The organism is Pseudomonas sp. NBRC 111138, assembly GCF_001320835.1.
Taxonomy (GTDB): domain Bacteria; phylum Pseudomonadota; class Gammaproteobacteria; order Pseudomonadales; family Pseudomonadaceae; genus Aquipseudomonas; species Aquipseudomonas paracarnis.
Genome location: NZ_BCBO01000074.1, coordinates 1 through 18,824, shown reverse-complemented (window position 1 = coordinate 18,824; position 18,824 = coordinate 1). Strand labels below are relative to the sequence as shown.

Below are 18,824 nucleotides of genomic sequence, written 5' to 3'. Positions count from 1 at the left end.
AGGCTTGCATGGAATTTCGCCATTTGCGCTACTTCATCGCCGTTGCCGAAGAACTGCACTTCGGCCGCGCCGCGCAGGTGCTGGGCATCTCGCAGCCGCCCCTGAGCCAGCAGATCCAGGCGCTGGAACACGAGCTGGGCGCACGCTTGTTCGAGCGTACCAATCGTCGGGTCGAGCTGAGCGAGGCCGGGCGTTTGTTCTTGCAAGAGGCACGGTTGGTGCTGGCCCAGGTCGACAAGGCGGCAGATGTGGCGCGGCGTGCGCAGTTGGGGGAACTGGGTGAATTGAAGATCGGCTTCACCTCGTCTGCGCCGTTCAACGCCAGCATTCCCCAGGCGATCTTTGCCTTCCGCCAGGCATTCCCGGCGGTGCATCTGAACCTGCAAGAAATGAGCAGCACCCAAGTAGCCGAGTCGCTGGTGGACGAGTCGATTCAGGTTGGGTTGATGCGGCCTTTGCCCTTGCCCGACTCACTGAACGTGATCGAGTTGATGCGCGAACCCTTGGTCGCGGTATTGAGCGCCGGCCACCCGTTGGCGCAAGGCAGTGAGCGCGGCTTGCATCTGGAGCAATTGGCCGAGGAGCCTTTCGTGTTCTTCCCGCGCAGTTACGGCAGCGGCTTGTACGCGCAGTTGCTCAACCTCGCTCGCGACGCCGGGTTCAGCCCGCACTTTGCTCAGGAAGCAGGGGAAGCAATGACCATCATCGGCCTTGTGGCGGCGGGGTTGGGGGTGTCGGTGCTGCCGGCGTCTTACCAGCGCATCCGCATTGATGGCGTGGTCTATCGCACCTTGCTCGACCCGCAGGCAGTGACGGCGGTGTGGCTGGTGCAGCGCAAGGGCGCGCAAACGCCAATGGCGAAAGGGTTTGTGGAGTTGTTGACGCGTAAGGCCGCTCAATAACCTGTGGCGAGGGAGCTTGCTCCCGCTGGGTCGCGTAGCGGCCCTAAAAAATGGGCCTGCTGCGCAGTCCAGCGGGAGCAAGGGGGTCAGTTTTGGGGCGAAGTATTTGCTTCATTCACGCTGTAAGTACGCAACCCCGCCAGAATATCCCGATCCAGCATGCTCACCCAACGGTTGTAGTTGCGATGGATCTTACCGTCCTTGTAGCCCAGGTCGCGGCTGTCGCGGTAGGTGATGGCGTAGCTGTTGCGGGTGTAGCGGATGTCGATTGCGGCGTAGAACTGGCCGCGCACGGTGATCTCGGCCTGCACCAGTTGCGGGCTCAGGCGTTGTACCGTCCACTCGCGTTTTTGCAGGGCGGCGACGATCACCTGTTTCATTTTTTCTTCGCTGACCTGGCTCGTGGCCGGCAACTCGTGCTGGGTGTTGAGCACCGGTTTGCTGGTGCAGCCAGCCGTGGTCAGCAGGGCCAGCGTGATCAGGGTAGCGCGTAGCAGGGAAGACATTCCGTTTTCTCCAGTCGATTAAAAAGTCAGCTCCAGCGGCGGAAGATCAACGAGGTGTTGACGCCGCCGAAGGCAAAGTTGTTGTTCATCACGTAGTCGTTGTGCATCTGGCGAAAGCCACCTTGCAGGTAGTCCAGCTCGCCGCATTGCGGGTCGACCGCGTCCAGGTTGAAGGTGTGCACGTACTGGTCGCGGTTCATCATCTCGATGCTGAACCACGATTCCAGCGCGCCGCAGGCACCCAGGGTGTGGCCGAGGAAACTCTTCTGTGAACTGATCGGCATGCGGCTGCCAAACAGGCTGCTGGTGGCCAGGGTTTCAGCGATGTCGCCCTGATCGGTCGCCGTGCCGTGGCCGTTCACGTAGCCGATGGCGGATGGTTCAAGACCCGCGTCTTCCAGGGCCAGCTCCATGGCGCGGCGCATGGTTTTCTGTTCCGGGCGGGTGGTGTGCTGGCCGTCGGCATTGCTGCCGAAGCCAACCAGTTCAGCGTGAATATGCGCGCCCCGCGCCAACGCGTGCTCCAATTCTTCCAGCACCAGCATGCCGCCACCTTCACCGATCACCAGGCCGTCGCGGCCGCTGTCGTAGGGACGCGGGCTGGTTTGCGGCGCATCGTTCTTCAGGCTGGTGGCGTAGAGCGCATCGAAGACCATGGCTTCGGTGGGGCACAGCTCTTCTGCGCCGCCCGCGAGCATCAACGGCAGGCGCCCGAACTTGATTGCCTCATAGGCGTAGCCGATGCCCTGGCTGCCGCTGGTGCAGGCGCTGGAGGTAGGAATCAGCCGGCCCGTGAGGCCAAAGAAGATGCTGATATTCGCTGCCGTGGTGTGGGGCATCATGCGCACATAGGAGTTGGCATTGAGCCCCTCGGCCACCGAGTTGAGCAGCATATTGCCAAACGCCTTGATCTCATCGGTGCTGCCGGTGGACGAGCCACAGGCCACGCCCATGCGTCCGTCCTTGATCGACTCGTCGCCGAGCAGGCCGGCGTCTTGCAACGCCTGCTCCGCAGCCCACACGGCCAGGCGCGAGACGCGGCCCATGCTGCGCAGTTGTTTGCGCGTCCAGTGAGCGGGCACGACGAAATCGTCGATAGGGCCGGCCAGGCGCGTGTTCAGTTCGGTGAAACGGTCCCACTCATCCATGCGCCGGATGCCGCTGCGGTTGGCGCGAAAGTTCGCGGCGATGGTGTCCCAGTCGCTGCCCAGGGAGGTCACGCCGGCCATGCCGGTGACGACAACGCGCTTCATCAGCACAGGCCCCCGTTCACGGCCAGCACCTGGCGCGTGATATAGCCGGCTTCGGCGGACATCAGGAAGTTCACGGCGCCGGCGACTTCTTCCGGCGTGCCCATGCGTTGGGCCGGGATCATTTTCATCAGTTCTTCTACCGGCACGTTTTCATCCAGCATCGCGGTGTCGATCAGGCCCGGCGCCACGCAGTTGACGGTGATCTTGCGCTTGCCCAGCTCGATGGCCAGCGCCTTGGCCGCGCCGATCAAGCCGGCTTTGGAGGCGCTGTAGTTGACCTGGCCGCGGTTGCCGATCAGCCCGGACACCGAGGTGATGCACACGATACGCCCGGCGGCGCGGCGCCGAATCATCGGCATCATCACCGGGTGCAGCACGTTGTAGAAACCATCCAGGTTGGTGCGCATCACCACATCCCAATCGTCTTCCGACAGAGCAGGAAAGGCGCCGTCGCGGGTCAGGCCGGCATTGAGCACCACGCCGTAATAGGCGCCATGCTGCTCCACATCGGCCTCAAGGATCTCTTTGCACGCAGCGCGATCCGCCACGTCGAACTGCAGCACGCGTGCCTCGCGCCCCAGGGCTTGGACCTCGAGCTGTACCGCGTCGGCTTCGGCACGACCGCTGCGGCAATGCAGCACAATGTCATGGCCGGCCTGGGCCAGGCGCAGGGCAATGGCGCGGCCGATACCACGGCTGGAGCCGGTGACCAGTACGGATTCAGTCATGGCGTATCGTCCTTCGATTCATCTAAATAGTTGGCCGCCTGGGGCGGTCGAAATACGTTTAGGCGCGCGCTGGCCTGGATACCGTCGCCGGTGAGGTGGCATTCGAACACACCCATGCCGTTGTCGTCTTCCAGGGAGCGCAGGCCGTGGATATTCAGCTCGGCACCGGCCGGGAAGTGCTCCACGTTGCACTCGAACTTACGTGTGCCCAACAGGAAACCGAGTTCCACGGCCTTGCCTTGCTGGCGTGCATGGCAACCGGCATACGCGGCGACGCTTTGCGCCATCAGCTCGATGCCGACCCAGGCTGGCAGGCTACCGTCAGCACGGTTGAACAGGCCGCCGGGCTTGACGGTGACGCGGGTGTGGATCTGCTCTTCATCGAACGACAGCACCTGGTCGATCAGGATCATGTCGCCCGCATGGGGCAGCAGTTCAGCAAGTGGCCAATCGATCATGGGGCCTCTGCGATTATCAGGCTGACATTGTTACCGCCGAAGGCAAACGAGTTGCTCATCAGGCAGGTTTTTTTCAAGCTGTCGCCGCTGCGCACCCATTGCAACGCGGGCAGCGCCGGGTCGGGATGGCCGTCCCATACGTGGGGTGGCAGCAGGCGATGGGTCAGGCTCAGCCAGCAGAACGCGGCTTCCAGTGCCCCGGCAGCGCCGAGGGTGTGGCCGGTCATGGGCTTGGTCGATGAGCAGGCGACGCCGCCGGGAAACAGGCTGGCGACCGCCAGGCTTTCCATGGCGTCGTTGTGTTGGGTCGCGGTGCCGTGCAGGTTCAGGTAGCCGATCTGCTCGGGCGAAAGCTTCGCGCAGGCTAAGGCCTTGCGCATGGCCAGCAACGCGCCCTTGCCACTGGGCTCGGGCGCAGAGATATGGTGCGCGTCGCAACTGGCGCCGCTGCCCAGCAAGGCGATGGGGGCCGGCTCGCGGCTCATCAGGAACAGCACCGCCGCTTCACCGATATTGATGCCGTTGCGGTTCACCGAGAACGGATTACAGCGCTCGGCAGACACTGCTTCCAGCGCGGTAAACCCGTTCAGCGTCAGCTTGCACAGGCTGTCCACGCCGCCGCAGATCACCGCATCGCACACCCCCAGGTCCAACAGGCGCTGGGCGCTCATCAATGCTCGGGCGCTGGAGGTGCAGGCGGTGGAAATCACATAGGCCGGGCCGCTTACTTTCAACCAGTCGGCGAGGAAGTTGGCCGGGGCGCTGAGTTCCTGTTGCTGGTAATCGTAGTCAGCGGGGAACTGCGTGTTCTGCAGGTAATGGGCAATGCCACGGCTGGCTTCGTCAATGCCCGAGGTGCTGGTGCCCAGCACAACCCCGACCCGGTCAGGGCCATAGGTTTGGATGGCCAGACGAATCTGATCTTCAATTTGCAGCGCCGCTTCCAGCAGCAACTGGTTATTGCGACTGCTTTGCTGGGCCAGTTCCGGGGGCAGGCTCGCCAGTTCGCCGTGTACGGCGGCCACCGGCACTACGCGTTCCGGCACCCAGCCGCTTTCGGCACGCATGCCCGAACAGTCGCCGGCAAACAGCTTGCGGCTGACTTGCGCCTGGCCACGGCCAAGGGCGCAGATCACGCCAAGGGCGTTGAGGTAGGCGGTCATCGGCTCACACCCAGCGGGCTGATGCGGTAACTCAGCGGCGGGTCGGCCATGTTCACGCTGAACACCTCCGAAGACTGGTAGACGATCTGCCAGTGGCCCGGCAGCGTGCGCGTCAGGTCCATGGCCTGGGCAGTGGGATACAACGCCGGTACGTCACCGGGCGCGGTCAGGGCAAACAGCAGCGCGGCAAATAGCGTGCGCGCCTGGGGGTTGGGCGGCAGCAAGCCGTCTGCCTGCCACTGCCCATCAAGCAGTTTTTGCCGGGCCAGGGGAATGCCCAGCGGGTCCATCATCGACCAGCGAATCGCGCGGCCTTCGCGCTGGATCACCAGCAGCCAGTCCTGGCTCTGGCCGTCTGCCAGGCGCTGCACATGCAATTGCATCGGCAAGGCCAGGGCCGGCATTTTTTCCGGCAGCGGCGCCTGGCTGGCACAGGCGCTGAGCAGCAACAGGCAACTTATCAACAGCAGGCGCATCATGGGGCCGCATTCTCCACAGGTTTACGGGCCACGCAGTTGACCAGGGTTTCCTCGCGCTGACCCACCGGCGGTGCCTTGCGCAGGCCCCAACGTTCCAGCAGGCCGAAGTCACTGGAACGGCTCCACCACAAGTAAGGGTACGAAATGTTCTGAGCAGCGAACTCAAAGCCCTGCTCGCGCAGCATCTCCAGGTACTCTTCGGCGCTTTTCTGCACATGCATCGGGTGGCGGAACAGCCAGCGAATCACCCAGGTGTCGATGTAGGCTTCGGTGGATTCGGCAAACAGCAGATAGCCGCCCGGCTTGAGCACCCGATAGAACTCCTTGAGTGCGCGATGTTGTTCCACCAGATGATGGAAGGTCTGGTGGCAGAACAGGATATCGACGCTGGCATCCGCTAGGTTGAGGGTCGCGCAGTCGCTGCCGATCAACTCGACGTCCAGGCCCAGCCGCGCGGCTTCTTCACGGCTCAGTGCCAGGCTGTGAGGGTCGGCATCCAGGCCGATCAGGCGCGAAGGCGCGAACACCTGATGCAGCAACTGGAAGGATTTGCCCTGGCCGCAACCGGCATCCAGCAACACCGGCGCCACCGGCAGCGGCTCGCTGAACAGGCTGCGCAGGTCATTGATCGCCACGCGCAATACGTGATGCTGCCAGGTATGGCTGCGCAGGAACCAGAAGCCGAACTTGGTTTCTTCGACGTAGTTTTGACTCAGGTAGTTTTTTTCAACGCCAGGGCTGCTCATACCGCTTCACTCGCACAAATATCCGACAACATCCGCAAGCGCCGTTTCGGCTCGCTGACAAACGGGTTGCGTTCATCCCAGGCGTAACCGGCCAGGATAGAGCTGATCATGCGGCGAATCTCCGGTGAACTGCCAGGATGGAAAATCACGTCCTGGAACGTGCCCGCGTACCAGCCCTCGACGTAGCAACGGAAGGTATCGACACCGCGCTTGAGCGGTTCGGCGAACTCGGTTTGCCAGTCCACCGTTTCTCCGCTCAATTGGCGGTGCAGCACTCCTGCGGCCATGCTGGCCGAACGCATGGCAATGGTCACGCCGGAAGAGAACACCGGGTCGAGGAATTCCGCCGCATTGCCCAGTAGCGCAAAGCCTGGGCCGTGCAGGGTTTTGACGTTGGCCGAGTAGCCGCCGATGGTGCGCGCCGGGGTATCCCAGACGGCATTTTGCAGCACGGCGGACAGGCTTGGGGTTTGCTCGATAAAGCCGCGCAGGCAGGCGTCGAGGTCGCTGTCGGCACCCTCGAAATGCTCTTTGGCTGCGACCACGCCTACCGAGCAACGGCCGTTACTGAACGGGATGGTCCAGAACCAGATATCGCGCTTGGTCGGGTGAGTGGTCACCAGGATTTTGCTGCGGTCAAAGCCTGGGTGTTCGATACGGTCTTCGACGTGGGTGAATACGGCCTGGCGCAGCGGGAAATTCGACGGTGCTTCCAGGTCCAGCAGGCGTGGCAACACACGGCCGTAGCCGCTGGCATCGAGCACGAACCTGGCCTTGAGGTGGTACTCGCTGCCATTCTGGCGGCGCACATGCAAATACCGGCTCTCGGCAGAAAAATCCACGCCGACAATGGTTTGGCCGTAGCGGATTTCCACGCCTTGCAACGCCGCCTGGTCGGCCAGCAATTTGTCGAACTCGCCGCGCTGCACCTGGAAGGTGGTGGGCTTGCCGTTGCTGAAGGTGTCGCTGAAATCAAAGGCACTGTAGCGCTCGCCCCAAGCGAATGCGGCGCCGGTTTTTACCTGGAAGCCTGCAGCTTGCACAGCGTCGAGCATGCCGGCTTCTTCGATGAAGTCGATGCAGTGCGACAGCAGGCTTTCGCCAATCGAGAAACGCGGGAAATGCTCGCGCTCGATGATCAATACATCATGCCCTTTGCGCTTTAACAGCGCGGCCGCGATGGCACCGGAAGGCCCGGCACCGATCACCACCACCTGGCGACGTTCCATTTCAACTGTGGGCACGAGGGCTCCTTGCCGCATGGGCGCTAATCACATTCATAAGGCGTGGTTCTGGCGGCTGGCCCAGGGTGCCAGCATAAAGCTGAACGCCAGGCCCAGGCTGACCGACAAGCCGAAATTGCTCACGGCCGGTGTACTGGAGACGGCCAGCAGGCCGAACGACAACCAGGTCGTCAGCGCCGCCAGCAGCGTTCCCAACAGGCTGACGGCAGGGCCGCCGATCTGCTCGCGCATTAAAATCGCATAGTCGACGCTGATGGCCGTGACCAGCAGCAGGCCAAACAGGCTGAACAAAGTCAGCGGCTGGCCCAGCCAACCGAGGCTGGCCAGGCTGCACAACGCAGCCAGCAGCGGCAAGGCAACGATACGTAAGGCGCCGCCAAAGCCGAAGGGCGCAATCAGCAATAGCACGATCAGCACGCAAGACAGCAACTTCAATTCGGCAGCGCTGATCTGCGTGTCGGCAAACACCCGGTTCAAGTCACCCAAGCGATCCACCAACTGCACGCCGGGCAAGTCCAGTGCCTGCACCCGCAGCAGCGCCGGGTTGTTCAAGCCTTGGAGGCTGACCATGGCCGCCACGCCACCGTCCACCGGGCCGAGCCACAGCGTGCGCCACGGCTCGGCCAGCGGGCCTTGCAATGCGGCGTCGATGTCTGCGGTGGGCAGCGCCTGCAACTGCGCCACTTCGGCTTGCAGGGCGCTGAGGGGCACGCCGAGGTCCAGTAGCGGTTGCCAGTGTGGCGCCAGGTTGTTCAGCGCCTCGCGCAGCTGTTGTTGCTCGCCGGGAAGGTTGACCAGTTGATTGAGCGCCAGGTAGCCCTGGAGCTTGTCCATCTGCACCAACTGGTCCAAGCGTTTGCCCAAGGCGGCCTGGCGCTCCAGCAACTGCTGCTGATTGTCCGCTCGCACCAGGAAAAACTGGCTGGTGGGCTGGAACCCGGTGATGCGCGCCACGGCCTGGGCTTCCTGCAGCAACTGCGGCGGCGCACCGATCCATTGGCGGATATCGTTTTTAGTGTTCAGTTGCCACAGGCCCGCAGCGCAGAACAGCAGCACCCACACCAGCAGTACCGAACTGGGTACGCGTTTGAGCAGTGCCGTGCGCAGTTGCCATAGGCTTTGGGCGACACGCAGCGGCCATTGCGCCGGGCGCAGTTCCACGCCCCTGAGCAGCGCGGGCAACAGGCACACGGCACACAAATAGGCACCGACCAAACCAGCAGCCGAAAACACCGCAATCTGGGTCAGCGCCGGGAACGGCGTCCAGGCCAGCGCCAGGTAGCCGATAGCGCTGGTGGCCAGGCTCAGACTCAGCCCTGGCAGGGTCAGGCGCAACGCCGGCCAACTGCGCCACGGCTGCAGGCTCCAGCTTTTGGACAGGTAATGCAGCGGGTAATCCACTGCCACGCCGATCAGGCTGGAACCCAGCACCAGGGTCATCACATGCATATGCCCAAACAGCGCCACACATGCCACCGCGCCAAACAGCATGCCCACCAGTACCGGCACGAACGCCAGCAGCACCCGCCAGCGTCGGAACGCCAGCAGCAGCAATAACAGGGTGCCCAGGGTAGCGCCGCCGCCGACCCAGGTCATTTCCCGCGTGGCCTGCTGTTGCCCGTTGGCCGCATAGAGCAAACCGCTGGCGGCGAGCAGTTGCGCGCCGTGTGCGCTGGCTTGCTCGCGGCTGGCCTTCAGCAAGTCCGCCACTTGCAGCGGCAGCTTCATGTCGAAGGCGTTGCCGGTAGTGCGCGCTCGCAGTAGCACCCAACTCTTGCCGTCGGCATCGGCGATCAAGGCGCCGCTGCCGATGTCCATTTGCACCGCACCGTGTTGCGGCTGGCTGTTCTGGATGCGCCCGGTCAGGCCGAGCCAATCGTCCTGGCTTGGCACCAGGCTGAAGCCGGTGAAGGGGTCGAACAGCGATTGCACGCGTTGCTGGATGAACGCCTCAGGCTGCTGGATCAGTTGTTCGCGGTCCTTGGACGAGAGCATCGACAAACGCCCACGCAGCAGTTGTTCGCGCAACGCTGGCAAGTCGGCTTGCAGGTTCCACTGCACCTTTTCAAACAGGCCGCTGGCCTGCCAACGCTCACCCAGTTGCTGCGCCACGGCCACCGCTTGCTGGCGGTCGGCATGCCCCACCAGTACCAGCATTTCGCGGTTGAGCGGCTCTTGCATGCGCTGTTCGGCTTGCAGTTCCAGTGCGTCTGGCGTGCTGCCGGGCACCAGCTCCATCAGGTTGGCCGACAACGGCGCGCCATCACGCCACTGCCAGCCTGCCAGGGCCAGCACGGCCACCAGCAAGGTCAGGAACAGGCGCGGCAGCAGGCGCTCACTGGGCAAAGTCGTGTTGCTCCGCATTGCTCAACGGCTGGTCGGCGGTACTGTCCTGCATGCGCAACAGCGTGCTGTCGCCTTGGGTTTCCAGCAGTTCAATGGTGCGCACCAGTGCGCCGCCGTCGATATTGATCTGGGTGAAGACTTGCTTGAGCAGCAGTGAGCGTGGGGTCAGCGTGAGCTTCCATTGTTGGGCCTCGCCTTGCAGTTGCAGGTCGAAGTCGCGCTGCAGGCCACTGCTGTCGCCCTGCAGTACTGCCAGGAACAAACGATTCTGTTCGGCGCCGGCACTCTTGTTTGGCAGTAGTTGCCAGCCATTGGCATCGCGGCGGGCAATGCCCTGGGCTGTAATGCGGTAGTCCTGTTGCAGCGGGGTTTTCAACAGCCACAGCAGGCCGTGATCCTTGGCGAGCACGAAGGTGCCTTTGCTCACCAATGGCTGGGGCAGGGCGCGCAGGTGTTTTTCCTGGGTGAAGTTGCCGTGGATCACGGAGGGTTTGGCAAGCTGATCGCTCAACTGCTGCAAGTCAAAAGCCTGGGCGCTGAAGCTCAGCAACAACGCAGCCACCGTAGGAGCGAGCTTGCTCGCGAAAAACCTGAGGGCCCCACGGGGTGTCAGGCGCCCCGCGTTATCGTTGGCGATCTTCGCGAGCAAGCTCGCTCCTACAGGGGGTCTCATTCCAGGGCTCTCTCTACGGCGTCGGTAAAGACTTTGGGCGAGGCCAGCTGCATCTCGCGGCTGGCGATTTCCACCGCCACTTGCACTGTGCTGGCGCGGGTCAAACGCTCGCCGCTGGCCAGGTCGGTGATCAAATAATTGACCTTCAAACGATTCTCCCACTCCACCAGGCTGGCGCGCACGTTGATGGTCTGGCCGAAGGTCGCGCCGCGTACATAGCGTAGCTGCATGTCGATCACTGGCCAGGCGTAGCCGGCTTCGAGCATCGCCGTATAGTTATGGCCGATCTTGTCCAGCAACGCACAGCGCGCCACTTCCAGATACTTCACGTAATGCCCGTGCCACACCACGTTCATGGTGTCGATGTCGAAAAACGGCACGAGGATTTCAGTGTCGCTGTGCAACACGCCGGGGCTACGCATGCAGCCTCCAGTGTTGCGCGGCGATACGTTGCAGGCACAGGCGCAGTTCGCCTTCCAGGGCGCGGTCTTCGATGACCGGCGCAAAATCCTGGGCCAGTTCCGCGTGCATCGCGGCCAGTGCCGGTGGCAGTGGGCGGGCATCCTCGGCCTGGGCGCGCAGCCACACGCCCTGGTTCGCGGCGAGCAGGGTCGCGGCGGCCACCTGTTCGGTCAACTCCAGCACGCGGATCGCATCGCGGGCAGCGATGGTGCCCATGCTCACCTTGTCCTGGTTATGGCACTCGGTGGAGCGCGAGAACACGCTGGCCGGCATGGTGTTTTTCAGCGCTTCGGCGGTCCAGGCGCTGGTGCCGATCTGCACGGCCTTGAAGCCATGGTTAATCATGGCACGGTCAGCCGGGGCGCCCGACAGGTTGCTCGGCAGGCCATGGTTGTAGCGCACATCCACCAACAGTGCGAGCTGGCGGTCGAGCAGGTCGGCAACGTTGGCGACCAAGGTCTTGAGGCTGTCCATGGCGAAGGCGATATGCCCGCCGTAGAAGTGCCCGCCATGCAGCACGCGTTCTTCTTCGGCATCGATGATCGGGTTGTCGTTGGCGCTGTTCAGTTCGATCTCGATGAACGTGCGCAGCCAGTTCAGGCTGTCGGCCAATACACCGAGCACATGGGGCGCGCAGCGCAACGAATAACGGTCTTGCAGGCGATGCAGGGGGGCCGTGGGCGCGTCGATGGCCAGGTCCTTGCGCAGCCACGCGGCCACTTGCATCTGCCCTGGGTGCGGCTTGGCGGCGAACAGGCGCTCGTCGAAGTGTTCCGGGTTGCCTTGCAGGGCCACCACATTGAGCGCGGTGATGCGCGTCGCCAGGTGCAGCAGGTAGTCGGCGCGGGCGAAGGCCAGGCAGGCTAGGCCGGTCATCACGGCGGTGCCGTTCATCAGTGCCAGGGCTTCCTTGGGGCGCAGGACCAACGGCTCCCAGCCCAGCTCGCGGTGCACGTCGGCCGCCGGACGGCGTTCGCCACGGAATAGCACCTCGCGCTCGCCGGACAAGGTCGCGGCCACGTAGGACAGCGGCGTCAGATCACCACTGGCACCCACCGAGCCTTCTTCCGGGATCAGTGGCAGCACATCGTGTTCGAGGAAGGCGTGCAAGCGCTCCAGCAGCTCCACGCGTACGCCCGATACGCCATGGCACAGCGACTGCAAACGCGCCGCCAGCACGGCACGGGTGGCTTGGGCGTCGAGCAACTTGCCCAGGCCGCAACCGTGAAAGGTGTACAGGTGACGCGGCAGCGCTTCGACGTGTTCCAGCGGCACTGCCACCACGCAGGAGTCGCCGTAGCCGGTGGTCACGCCGTAGATCACGCCTTCCTTGTCCAGCAGCGAGTCGAGGAACTGCGCGCCCTTGGCGATGCGCTGGCGGTACGCGGCATCGTCCTGCAGGCGAGTTGGCACCTGGCGGTTGGCCAGGGCCAGCACGTCTTCGATGCGCAGGGGGCGTTCACCAAAGGTGATGGACTCAAGAGGCGTCGTCATCGGTCTTCCAGAAAGGGTAAAAGTTGAACCATTGTTGGGGCGCTTGCAGGCAGAACTGGCCCAAGCGTGCGGCGTAGCGGGCGGTCCACAGGGCGATGACCTGCTCGCGGGTACTGCGCTTCCACTCGATCAAATCGGCAAAGGGCTCGATAGTCAGGCGATAGCGGCCCTGGTGCTTAAGACACATCAGCAGATTGACCGGGCATTTGAGCAAGCCCGCCAGCAGCCATGGGCCTTGGGGAAATGCCGCCGTATGGCCGAGGAAGTCCACGCGCACCGTACGCCCGCCGTGCAGCGGGATGCGGTCGCCGGCAATCGCCAGCCACTCGCCATCGTCCAGGCGCTGGCTGAGCAGCAGCATGGTGGCCGGGTCCAATTCGCTGACCTGGATCAGGCGCAAATGGGTCGCGCCGGCCTCGCCCAGCAGACGGTTGAAACGCTCGGCGTGCTTGGTGTGCACCAGCACATTCATGGTGACCTGCTCACCAATCTCCGCGAGGGCGCGGCACACTTCCAGGTTACCCAGGTGCGCGCCCACCAGCATTTGCCCGCGCTCGCCACGCAGTTGGCTGCGTAACTGTGCCGGGTCGTTGATTTCGATTTGCTCCAGGCGCAGCTTGCCGTTCCACACGTCCAGCTTGTCGAGCAGCGAATCGGCGAAGGCCATGAACTGGGCAAAGACTGTGCGGTGGCTCGGCAGCAAGTCATCGCGCCCGCTCCATTGCGCCAGCCGCTGCTGGTATTGCCAGGCGCTGTGGCGTGCGGTGCGGCCGAACAGGAAGAAGTAAAAGACGATGCTGTAGAGCAACGGGCTCAATAGGCGACGGCCGAGGACTTTGACCGCGACCGCGGTGAATTTCATCAGCCAGAAGCTGCCGCGTTCCTCGCGGTCGGCCCAATGCTTGGTGCTGTCGTTCATGCTTGCCACCGTCGCCACAGGATCATCGGCGCGCGCACGAGCATGCCGAAGAACAACCGCGTGTGCATGGCGCTGATGCGCAGGTTGTCACGCAACAAGCGAAAGTGCGACAGGCCGTCGGTGGGGTAGTGCACCTGGGTGGGCAGCCAGCGCATCGGCTGGTTGCGCCAGGCCAGGCGTACCAGGATGTCCGAGTCGAAATCCATGTGCGTGCCAATGTAGGCCGAGTCCATCAGCGCCAGGGTCGGCGCCAGTGGGTACACGCGAAAGCCGCACATCGAGTCGCGAATCTCAAGCGACAGGGTATTGATCCACACCCACACGTGGGTCAGGTAACGTGCGTACAGGCGACCCTTGGGCACGCTGTCGTCGTATTCCGGGTAGCCGCAGATGACGGCGTCGGGGTGCTGGCGTGAGGTGTGGATAAAGGTCTGGACTTCGCGCAGGTCGTGCTGGCCATCGGCGTCCACTTGCAGAGCGTGGGTATAGCCCAGGCGCGCGGCTTCGCGAAAACCGGCCATCACGGCGGCGCCCTTGCCCTGGTTGCTGGGCAGGGTCAGCAGGGTGACGTTATCCAGCGTCGCCAACTGCGCCAGCACGGCTGCGCACGCGGCGCTGCTGCCATCGTCCACCAAGAGGCAGGGCAGGCCGCTCTTCAGCACACTGTGGACCACGGCCGGCACGGCGGCTTCGTGGTTGTATACCGGGATCAAAGCGCAGGGGTTATGCATATTCAAAGCCTGCGCAAACCCCGTGGCGAGGGAGCTTGCTCCCGCTGGGCTGCGAAGCAGCCCCAATGGAGGCGACCGAGATCATCCTGGGAGTGGGTGATGCCTGGGTTGGGAGCGCTTCGCACTCCAGCGGGAGCAAGCTCCCTCGCCACAAGAACAGGTTATGCATACGCGGCCTCCAGCACGATCCGCCCGCTTGAGCACGCTGCAACCCCATTGCGATAGGCGAAGTACAGTTTGCTACGCTCCCGATCAAAGCGCAGATGCAATTCGATGTGATCGCCCGGGCGCACCAGTTGCTGGAACTTGAGCACTTCCATGCCGGCGAACCGGGTTGGCAGGTCGAGCAATTGTTGGCCCAGGTTGAACGCCCATTCCACCTGCACCACCCCCGGCAATACCGGGGTGACCGGGAAGTGCCCGCTGAAATAGGCCAGGTCCGGTGGGATGCTCAGTTGCAAGGTCCATTCACCTTCGGTTTCGATTTGTGCCAACACCTCAGGCCCCTTGGGGCGAGGCGCCAGCAACAAGGCTTCGATATCGGCCTGGGGCAATTTGCCCTGGCTGTTCAGCGGCAGTTGGCGCAACAAGCGCCAGCGGCGTGGCAAGGCCAGGGCTTCGCAATGTTGGCTCAGGTGCTGGCGCAGGGTCTGGGTGAGCGTGCGGCGTCCCTGGTTGCGCAGGGCATGCAGCCCCGCGTCGGTGAGCACCACCACGGCACCCAGGAACGCACGGTTTTCCTGCACCACGCCCAGGCGGGTGTCGCACACCCATTCATGGGCGATCAGCGCTTGTTCCAACATCGGCAGGGAGATGCGTTTTTCTTCCAGCTTGACGATACGGTCCAGGCGGCCCAGCAACTCAAAACGGCCATCGGCATGAATGCGTGCAGCGTCGGCAGTCTGTTCGATGTGCCCTTCGGGCAGGTATTTTGATGCGATACGCAGAGCGCCGTCGGCATCCTGGCTCAGTTGCACATCGGCAAACGGCTGCCAGGGTTGCGCGCCCTGGCGCCAGGCGATGCCACCGGTTTCCGAGCTGCCGAGGATTTCTGTCGGCCATTGCTGCAAACGGTCGTAGAGGCTGCCGGCCGCATCAACCGGTAACGCGCCACCGGAGGAAAATACCCGTGCAACCTGGCTCAGTGCCGGCCAGTCGAGGTTGTCGCCCATGCGCTTGAGCAGCGCCGGGCTGGCCACCCAGGCAAATTGCGGGTGCTCACGGCTGGCGCGCTGCATGTCTTCGGGGAACGCCAGTTGCTTGCGTACAAAGGTGCGGCCGGCACACAGCGGCCACAACACGCGAAACAGCAAGCCGTAGATATGCTGGGTAGCGACGCTGCCGATGATGCAGGCGTCCTTGAGATCTTTGCCCCACAGGGCTTCCAGCGCCTCTACTTCGTTGGCCAGTTGGCGCAGTGACTTGTCGATGCGCTTGGGCTCGCCGCTGGAGCCGGAAGTGCACAGGCTCAGTTGGCAGTTGTCCAGGTCGAGAGCAGCGGCGCTCAAGGGCGCTTGATACAGCGCGTCCAGGTCGCTGGCGTCCACCAGCCAGGCATCCACGGCAGCGGCCCAGCGTTGTTGCGTCTGGGGTTGCAGGTCGGCGGGCAGCAGTACGCTCGCACCGGCCCGCCAGGCGCCCAGCAGCGCAATCGCCAGTAGGCCGGCGTCTTCCAGGTGTACGGCCAGGCGCCGGATACCCTGGGCCTGCAGGCCTGCGGCGAGGCTCAGGGATTGCTCGCACAGTTGCGCGTGATTCATGGCGGGCTCGGTAGTCACCCCGCGATCTTGCAGTGGCTCAAGCAGCAAGCGCTCAAGTTTCAACCCTTTCATACGCGGCCTCGAACCCTTTGTCGTACCAGCCATTCCACGGCAAACAACAGCCCCATCAGCCCGTAGGCGATCAGGCCGTTGTACAACGTCCACCAGCTCAGCGGCGCCCACAGGGTGAGCGCGGCGGCGAGCAGGCCATTACAGAGAAAAAACACACTCCACACCAGGGTGACCCGGCGGGTATACACCACCGCGTGGGGCGGCAGGTGCGGGTCGGTCATGCGTGCCAGGCGCTCGACCATCGGCGGGCCGTACTTCAGGCTCAGGCCGAACAGCGCCAGCATGAATCCGCTGACCAGGCTCGGGTACCAACGCAGCCACTGGGGGCTATCGAACCATGCCAGTGCCAGGCAAAACACGATCACCACCACCGCCATCCAGCGGCTGCCCGGGCGCCGCGCAGCGGTGAGCGCGCGCAACAGCCACAGGCTGCCCAGCAGCAAGCCGAACTGCCAAGGTGCAAAGTGCTCGGTGCCGTAATACACCGCGAAGGGGTACAGCAGCCCCGCCAATAACAGGCCAAGGCCGATCAGCCGGCTCATGCGGCGGGCTGGACCAGACGGTACACCGCCTCTACCACGTCGTTCACCGTGCGTACCGCCTTGAACTCTTCGGCGGCGATTTTCTTGCCGGTCTGGCGCTTGATGTGGTCGATCAGGTCCACGGCGTCGATGCTGTCGATTTCCAGGTCCTGGTACAGGTTGGCGTCGAGGGTGACGCGTTCCGGGGGCAGTTCAAACAGTTCCACCAAGGCGTCGCGCAGGGTGTTGAAGATATCGTCACGAGTTTGCATGGTACGGTCTCAAGCTGCCTGTCGGGCCGTGACGAACGCCGCAAGGCTGGCCACGTTGGTGAAGTGATTGCGGGTGTCCTTGGCGTCGGCATCGATTTTGATGCCGTATTTTTTCTGAATCGCCAGGCCCAATTCCAGCGCATCGACCGAATCCAGGCCCAGGCCTTCGCCAAACAGGGTCTGGTCGCTGCCAATATCGTCGGGGCTGATGTCTTCCAGGCCCAGGGCCTCGATGATCAGCGTCTTTATGTCGTGCTCAAGGCGGTGTTGGTCGCTCATCTTCGGCGAGCTCCTTAATGAAATAGTGATGCAGGTGATCGTTGAGCTTGCGTGAAGCCTGGGGCGCGGGCCCGACTGCGGCAAACGCTTGTGGCTCTATATCGGCGCCCACGCGCAAACTGAAGTGAAATCGACGGTGGGGGATGCGATACCAGGGTTCGGCCTTGGTCAGGGTGGTGGGGCTGACCGTGATCACCACTGGCGTGATGATTGTCGCACCGCGCAGCGCAATGGCCGCACCGCCGCGATGAAAGGCCGGCGCCGCGCCCGGCGTGGTGCGGGTGCCTTCGGGAAAGATGATCAGCGTCTGGCCGGCGCGCAGGGCATCGGCTGCGGCATCGAGCATATCGGCACTGCCGTCGTTGCTGATATAGCCGGCATCGCGTACCGGGCTGCGGGTGAACGGGTTCTGGAACAGGCTCTGCTTGACCACGCAGTTGGTCTGGCGCATCAGGCCGATCAGGAACACCACGTCGATCAGTGACGGGTGGTTGGCGACGATCATCTGGCCAGGGCGGCCAAGCTTTTCGGCACCCTCGACGCTGTAGGTGAGAATGCCCAGGCCCTTCATCAGGCGAATGAAAAACCAGAACAGGCAACTGATGGTGTGGCGTGCGCGCCGTTGGTGCTGGGTGGCGTCGCCCGGCAGGCAACTGAGCAGCGGAAACACCAGCAAACGCAGGCACAGCCCGCCGATGCCGAACAGGCAAAAGCTGAGGGCCGTGGCGAACAGGCGCCAATAATAGGCCTGCCGTGGCTTGTGGGTCAGGGCTTGCGTTGCCAGTTCCATACTCGGTTCTTCCAGGCATGTTGGCAGGCGCCCTGTTCGGTCAGCAGGGTGCGCAGCAGGTTCAGGGCGTGGGGCCACTGGGTTTGAGTGAGTTGGACAGTGCCAGTGGTGAGTTCCAGTTGCCACTCGTCGCCCGGCGTGAGCAACAGGCCGAGGGCATAGGGGAACGGCACATCCGTAATCCAGCTGGCGTAGGCGTGGGGCGGTTGTTCTTCAGTGATCACCAGCAATACGGCAGCGGCGCCTTCGTTGAGCAGAGCGGCGGCTTCGAGCAGGCCATGTTCGAGGCCATCGCCGGCGGCGGCGAGGGCGGTCATCTCGCTGGTTTCATTGCGCAGGATCGACCACAGGCCAATTACCGCGTTATGCACCGACAGGCTGAACTGAGTCGGCGACAGCGGCTGCTCGTTGGCCAGGTCGCTGAGGATGTCCAGCGTACGCGGGGTTTCGCCGTGGCGGGAAATAAACACCAGTGGCAGGTCTTCAAGGCCCTCGGCCAGCGGCCAGCCGACGCTGAATGCCATGCGCGCCAGCCGGCTCAGACGACGGCGCTGCATGGCTGGCAAAAATGACACATCGGGGGACGCTTCGCTGACAGGCGGCAACACCGGGTCCCGGCACCAGGCGTACCAGTCGTCCGCACTCGCAAGGCCAGGAGCCCAGGCGCGCCATTGGGCGATGTTGAAGTTGATCACTGAGAAGTTATCCCGCCCCTGCGGGCTTCCATGTGCGGCCAATGGCCCCGGATTCCGGGACAGGGAGCAATGGCCGTATGGCGCGCATTATCCCGGTGCCGTGGGGTTCTAGCAAATAGTGGTGAAAGTTTGTTCACTATTGATCACAAATAAGTTGGAAGAATTTACAGATTATCGGCGAGCGAAGGCCGGACTCGATCGGTGCGCGGTTTCCATTCATTTGTGAGCCAGGCAGCGCGTAAGGATGAACGAGGTAGCTAACCAGCGCTTTTGCGCTCTACACTCGGGGGATTCATTGATACACGGAGGTTTTTCCATGCGGCGCGTGGTG

21 protein-coding genes are annotated in these 18,824 nt (G+C 63.4%); 1 reads left to right on the top strand and 20 read right to left on the bottom strand.

Annotation, left to right across the window (positions count from 1 at the left end; all coding sequences use genetic code 11):
* Window positions 1-8 precede the first annotated feature (8 nt).
* The gene (locus APH41_RS13475) at window positions 9-902 is read left to right on the top strand and encodes a LysR family transcriptional regulator (RefSeq protein ID WP_034125583.1); all 894 of its coding nucleotides are present in this window, start codon (window positions 9-11) and stop codon (window positions 900-902) included.
* A gap of 86 nt (window positions 903-988) precedes the next feature.
* Here the strand turns inward: APH41_RS13475 and APH41_RS13470 are convergent, their stop codons facing one another.
* The 20 genes from APH41_RS13470 to APH41_RS13375 form a co-directional block, all read right to left on the bottom strand.
* Window positions 989-1,408, bottom strand: a complete 420-nt coding sequence (locus APH41_RS13470; protein ID WP_003187927.1) for a hypothetical protein — start codon at window positions 1,406-1,408, stop codon at window positions 989-991.
* Between the two features lie 26 nt (window positions 1,409-1,434).
* A complete protein-coding gene (locus APH41_RS13465; RefSeq protein WP_032893933.1) occupies window positions 1,435-2,661 on the bottom strand; it encodes a beta-ketoacyl-ACP synthase in 1,227 nt (408 codons plus the stop codon).
* Window positions 2,661-3,389 (bottom strand): 3-oxoacyl-ACP reductase FabG, encoded by a 729-nt coding sequence (fabG, locus tag APH41_RS13460; protein WP_014716589.1) that lies wholly within the window; start codon window positions 3,387-3,389, stop codon window positions 2,661-2,663. Before fabG ends, APH41_RS13465 begins: the two co-directional genes overlap by 1 nt.
* The gene (locus APH41_RS13455; protein ID WP_054919435.1) at window positions 3,386-3,847 is read right to left on the bottom strand and encodes a hotdog family protein; all 462 of its coding nucleotides are present in this window, start codon (window positions 3,845-3,847) and stop codon (window positions 3,386-3,388) included. Before APH41_RS13455 ends, fabG begins: the two co-directional genes overlap by 4 nt.
* Complete coding sequence (locus APH41_RS13450; protein WP_054919432.1) at window positions 3,844-5,010, bottom strand: beta-ketoacyl-[acyl-carrier-protein] synthase family protein; 1,167 nt, start codon at window positions 5,008-5,010, stop codon at window positions 3,844-3,846. The genes APH41_RS13455 and APH41_RS13450 overlap by 4 nt, the downstream gene beginning before the upstream one ends.
* Window positions 5,007-5,489, bottom strand: a complete 483-nt coding sequence (locus APH41_RS13445; protein ID WP_054896213.1) for a hypothetical protein — start codon at window positions 5,487-5,489, stop codon at window positions 5,007-5,009. Before APH41_RS13445 ends, APH41_RS13450 begins: the two co-directional genes overlap by 4 nt.
* Complete coding sequence (locus APH41_RS13440; RefSeq protein WP_014716593.1) at window positions 5,486-6,235, bottom strand: class I SAM-dependent methyltransferase; 750 nt, start codon at window positions 6,233-6,235, stop codon at window positions 5,486-5,488. Before APH41_RS13440 ends, APH41_RS13445 begins: the two co-directional genes overlap by 4 nt.
* Complete coding sequence (locus APH41_RS13435) at window positions 6,232-7,479, bottom strand: NAD(P)/FAD-dependent oxidoreductase (RefSeq protein ID WP_034125588.1); 1,248 nt, start codon at window positions 7,477-7,479, stop codon at window positions 6,232-6,234. The genes APH41_RS13440 and APH41_RS13435 overlap by 4 nt, the downstream gene beginning before the upstream one ends.
* A gap of 33 nt (window positions 7,480-7,512) precedes the next feature.
* Complete coding sequence (locus tag APH41_RS13430) at window positions 7,513-9,843, bottom strand: MMPL family transporter (protein ID WP_054919429.1); 2,331 nt, start codon at window positions 9,841-9,843, stop codon at window positions 7,513-7,515.
* Window positions 9,815-10,498 carry an outer membrane lipoprotein carrier protein LolA gene (locus APH41_RS13425; RefSeq protein WP_054919427.1) on the bottom strand — a complete coding sequence of 228 codons (684 nt, stop codon included), beginning with the start codon at window positions 10,496-10,498 and terminating at the stop codon, window positions 9,815-9,817. Before APH41_RS13425 ends, APH41_RS13430 begins: the two co-directional genes overlap by 29 nt.
* A complete protein-coding gene (locus APH41_RS13420; RefSeq protein ID WP_054919425.1) occupies window positions 10,495-10,920 on the bottom strand; it encodes a thioesterase family protein in 426 nt (141 codons plus the stop codon). The genes APH41_RS13425 and APH41_RS13420 overlap by 4 nt, the downstream gene beginning before the upstream one ends.
* The gene (hutH, locus tag APH41_RS13415) at window positions 10,913-12,454 is read right to left on the bottom strand and encodes a histidine ammonia-lyase (protein ID WP_054919423.1); all 1,542 of its coding nucleotides are present in this window, start codon (window positions 12,452-12,454) and stop codon (window positions 10,913-10,915) included. The genes APH41_RS13420 and hutH overlap by 8 nt, the downstream gene beginning before the upstream one ends.
* Window positions 12,438-13,373 carry a glycosyl transferase gene (locus tag APH41_RS13410; protein WP_014716599.1) on the bottom strand — a complete coding sequence of 312 codons (936 nt, stop codon included), beginning with the start codon at window positions 13,371-13,373 and terminating at the stop codon, window positions 12,438-12,440. Before APH41_RS13410 ends, hutH begins: the two co-directional genes overlap by 17 nt.
* A complete protein-coding gene (locus tag APH41_RS13405) occupies window positions 13,370-14,104 on the bottom strand; it encodes a glycosyltransferase family 2 protein (RefSeq protein ID WP_054919420.1) in 735 nt (244 codons plus the stop codon). The genes APH41_RS13410 and APH41_RS13405 overlap by 4 nt, the downstream gene beginning before the upstream one ends.
* A gap of 161 nt (window positions 14,105-14,265) precedes the next feature.
* Window positions 14,266-15,936, bottom strand: a complete 1,671-nt coding sequence (locus APH41_RS13400) for an AMP-binding protein (RefSeq protein ID WP_054919418.1) — start codon at window positions 15,934-15,936, stop codon at window positions 14,266-14,268.
* Window positions 15,933-16,478 carry a hypothetical protein gene (locus tag APH41_RS13395; protein WP_054919416.1) on the bottom strand — a complete coding sequence of 182 codons (546 nt, stop codon included), beginning with the start codon at window positions 16,476-16,478 and terminating at the stop codon, window positions 15,933-15,935. Before APH41_RS13395 ends, APH41_RS13400 begins: the two co-directional genes overlap by 4 nt.
* On the bottom strand, window positions 16,475-16,729 hold the full coding sequence (locus APH41_RS13390) for an acyl carrier protein (protein ID WP_003187949.1): 255 nt from the start codon (window positions 16,727-16,729) through the stop codon (window positions 16,475-16,477). Before APH41_RS13390 ends, APH41_RS13395 begins: the two co-directional genes overlap by 4 nt.
* Window positions 16,730-16,738: 9 nt before the next feature.
* The gene (locus tag APH41_RS13385) at window positions 16,739-17,008 is read right to left on the bottom strand and encodes a phosphopantetheine-binding protein (RefSeq protein WP_034125597.1); all 270 of its coding nucleotides are present in this window, start codon (window positions 17,006-17,008) and stop codon (window positions 16,739-16,741) included.
* The gene (locus APH41_RS13380) at window positions 16,986-17,798 is read right to left on the bottom strand and encodes a 1-acyl-sn-glycerol-3-phosphate acyltransferase (protein WP_054919413.1); all 813 of its coding nucleotides are present in this window, start codon (window positions 17,796-17,798) and stop codon (window positions 16,986-16,988) included. The genes APH41_RS13385 and APH41_RS13380 overlap by 23 nt, the downstream gene beginning before the upstream one ends.
* Window positions 17,774-18,493, bottom strand: coding sequence for a beta-ketoacyl synthase chain length factor (locus tag APH41_RS13375; RefSeq protein WP_054896224.1), 720 nt, complete (start codon window positions 18,491-18,493; stop codon window positions 17,774-17,776). Before APH41_RS13375 ends, APH41_RS13380 begins: the two co-directional genes overlap by 25 nt.
* Window positions 18,494-18,824: the final 331 nt, after the last annotated feature.